This window comes from Microbacterium sp. (genome assembly GCF_031178525.1).
GTDB lineage: Bacteria > Actinomycetota > Actinomycetes > Actinomycetales > Microbacteriaceae > Microbacterium.
The window spans coordinates 1-2,973 of record NZ_JAPSJA010000283.1; the positions used below are offsets into that span (position 1 = coordinate 1).

3 protein-coding genes and 1 tRNA gene are annotated in these 2,973 nt (G+C 69.2%); all 4 read right to left on the reverse strand.

Translation table 11 applies throughout. The features are described 5' to 3' along the window. Positions 1 to 2: 2 nt before the first annotated feature. Positions 3 to 75, reverse strand: a tRNA-Val gene (locus RIF89_RS13190). Positions 76 to 166: 91 nt separating this feature from the next. Beyond that, a complete protein-coding gene (locus RIF89_RS13195; protein ID WP_309069554.1) occupies positions 167 to 736 on the reverse strand; it encodes a type II toxin-antitoxin system PemK/MazF family toxin in 570 nt (189 codons plus the stop codon). A 111-nt stretch (positions 737 to 847) separates the two neighbouring features. Next, entirely contained in the window at positions 848 to 2,107 is a 1,260-nt protein-coding gene (locus RIF89_RS13200) for an ammonium transporter (RefSeq protein ID WP_309069555.1), read from the reverse strand. A gap of 174 nt (positions 2,108 to 2,281) precedes the next feature. Then, a partial coding sequence (gene zapE / locus RIF89_RS13205; protein WP_309069556.1) for an AFG1/ZapE family ATPase occupies positions 2,282 to 2,973 on the reverse strand: 692 nt, incomplete at its 5' end.

The window sequence follows — 2,973 nt, forward strand, 5'->3', positions numbered from 1 at the left end:
GGTGGGCGATACCAGACTCGAACTGATGACCTCTTCCGTGTGAAGGAAGCGCGCTACCAACTGCGCCAATCGCCCATGTTGTGGAACTGCCGCCCTTGCGGGCCGAGAAACGATACTACCCGATCGCACGCCGCTTCCCGAACCATGACCGCATCGGGCGTGGCGCTCAGCCCTCCGCGATCCAGCCGTAGCGGTGCCGCAGGGCAGCGGCCACCCGCGCGAAGCGCTCGCGGTCGAGCGCGGCCGCCTCTCGCCGCATGCCGTTCAGGTGCACGCTGTACAGCTGATCGAGGTCGGCCCAGGACTCACGTCCCGCAGCGTCCCAGGCTCCGGAGCCGATCGGCGTGTACTCCCGGTCGCCCTCTCTCGACCTGCTCGTGAGCTTCACGGCGTACACGCGCTGCGCGCCGTGCCGGGCGATGACGAGCACGGGACGATCTTTGCCTCGCCCGTCGTTCTCGACGTAGGGCACCCAGGTCCAGACGATCTCTCCCGCGTCGGGCTCGCCATCGGGCTGCGGCGCGTACGACAGGCGCAGGTCCCCCACGTTCTCGGGCCGCACCTCGACCGTCTCGACGCCGACGGGCGCCCCAGGACCGGGGACCCTGCCGCCGTGTGAGGCGCCGTCGGCGCGGGAGGCCCGGCCCTCGCCGCGGCCGCGTGTGAGGCGCCTCGTCGCGACCTGCAGCGCGTCGACGGCCAGTCTCGCGATGGTCCCCCGAAGTCCTCGTGCCATGCCCGCGAGCCTACCGAGGACGCACGGAGGCGCCGCAGATGAGAGTGGGGCGCCGCGGCGTGATGCCGCGACGCCCCGTGGTGGGGTGCCCCGTGTCGGGGCGTGGTGGGGTCAGTCGGCGAGCGTGTAGCCCGCCTCGCCGTGCACGACAGTGTCGATGCCGGCCAGCTCGTCCTCGTTCTTCACGCGGAAGCCGATGGTCTTCTCGACCGCGAAGCCGATCACCAGCGCCAGCACGAACGAGTACGCGAGCACCGCGATGGCCGCAATCGCCTGCACCGCCAGCTGGTTGAAGCCGCCGCCCATGAACAGGCCGGTGCCGTTGGCGAAGAAGCCGAGGTACAGCGTGCCGATCAGGCCGCCCACGAGGTGGATGCCCACGACGTCGAGCGAGTCGTCGAAGCCGAGCTTCCACTTCAGCTCGATCGCGAAGGCGCAGATCACGCCGGCAATGAAGCCGAGCAGCAGGGCCCAGATCGGGTGCAGCGACGCGCAGGCCGGCGTGATGGCGACCAGACCGGCGACCGCGCCGGAGGCGGCGCCCACCGACGTGGCCTTGCCGTCCTTGACCTTCTCGACGATCAGCCAGCCGAGCAGAGCCGCGGCCGGGGCGCCGATCGTGTTGACGAACGCGAGGGCCGCCGTGCCGTCCGCGGCGAGCTCCGAACCCGCGTTGAAGCCGAACCAGCCGAACCACAGCAGACCAGCGCCGAGCAGCACGAAGGGCGGGTTGTGCGGGACGTGCACGCCCTTCTGGAAGCCGACGCGCTTGCCGAGCACGAGGGCGAGCGCGAGCGCTGCCGCACCGGCGTTGATGTGCACCGCGGTGCCGCCGGCGAAGTCGATCGCGCCGACGCCGAAGGCCTCCTGCAGGCCGTACGTGATCCATCCGCCGTACGCGAAGCTGCCGTCGTCGGCGAGGCCGAAGTTGAACACCCAGCTCGCGACCGGGAAGTAGACGATGGTCGCCCACAGGCCGGCGAAGACCATCCAGCCGCCGAACTTGGCGCGGTCGGCGATGGCACCCGACACCAGCGCGACCGTGAGGATCGCGAAGGTCGCCTGGAACGCGACGAACGCGAGCGGCGGGAAGGAGGCGTCCTCCGGGGTCTCGAGCAGGCTGTTCAGACCGAGGGCCGTCGTGTCGATCGCCCAGGGTGCGAGCAGACCCTCAGCGCCCGGGAAGGCGATCGCGTAGCCGTACAGGACCCAGAGCACGCCGATGAGGCCGAGCGCGCCGAAGCTGAGCATCATCATGCTGATGACGCTCTTGGCCTTGACCAGGCCGCCGTAGAAGAACGCAAGTCCGGGCGTCATGAGCAGCACGAGTGCTGCTGCGATGAGCATGAATGCTGTGTTGCCTTGATCCATGATCGAGCGGGAACCTCTCTGCTGGGACGCAGGGTGTGAAGCGTCGGGTTCCCTCAGTGTCGACCTGCCCCGTTTCACAGACGGTTCGGAGCGTGTTTCGGGCGCGTTACGCGGTGCTCACTTCTGTAAACATCCCATTTCGCGCGACACCGCACGCGACTCCCGCTGCCGCGGTCAGGCGTGCGTCGAGGCGACGAGGCGCGAGATCGCCCGCAGGTACTTCTTGCGGTAGCCGCCGCCCAGCATGTCGGCGCCGAACACCTCGTCGAGCGGCACGCCGGTGGCGCGGATCGGCAGTTCGGCGTCGTAGACCCGGTCCACGAACGCGACGAAGCGCAGCGCCTCGGACTGGTCCGTGAGCTGTCGGACGTCGCGCAAGCCGACCGCCTGCACACCGTCGATCAGGCGGATGTACTTCGACGGATGCACGCGCGCGAGATGGCCGATCAGTGCGTCGAACGCATCGTCGCTCGCCGTGCCGAAGCCCGCGATCGCCTCCTCGTAGGCCTTCGTGTCGAGAACGGGAGCGTGACCGTCGAACGAGCGCTGACGGAAGTCGACGCCGTCGATGCGGATGGTCTCGAAGCTGTCGGCCATGGCGTGGATCTCGCGCAGGAAGTCCTGCGCCGCGAACCTTCCCTCGCCCAGCGCGTTGGGCGGCGTGTTGCTCGTGGCCGCGAGCCGCGTCCCGCTTGCCACGATCTCCCCGAGCATCCGCGTCATCACCATCGTGTCGCCCGGATCGTCCAGCTCGAACTCGTCGATGCAGAGCAGCGCGGAGCCGCGCAGCAGGTCGACGGTCTGCTTGTAGCCGATCGCGCCCACCAGCGCGGTGTACTCGATGAACGAGCCGAAATACTTCCGGC

Bases quoted from the DNA above. Each gene is read 5' to 3' on its own strand.
- RIF89_RS13195 (WP_309069554.1), bottom strand. From the start codon at position 736: ATGGCACGAGGACTTCGGGGGACCATCGCGAGACTGGCCGTCGACGCG.
- RIF89_RS13200 (WP_309069555.1), bottom strand. From the start codon at position 2,107: ATGGATCAAGGCAACACAGCATTCATGCTCATCGCAGCAGCACTCGTG.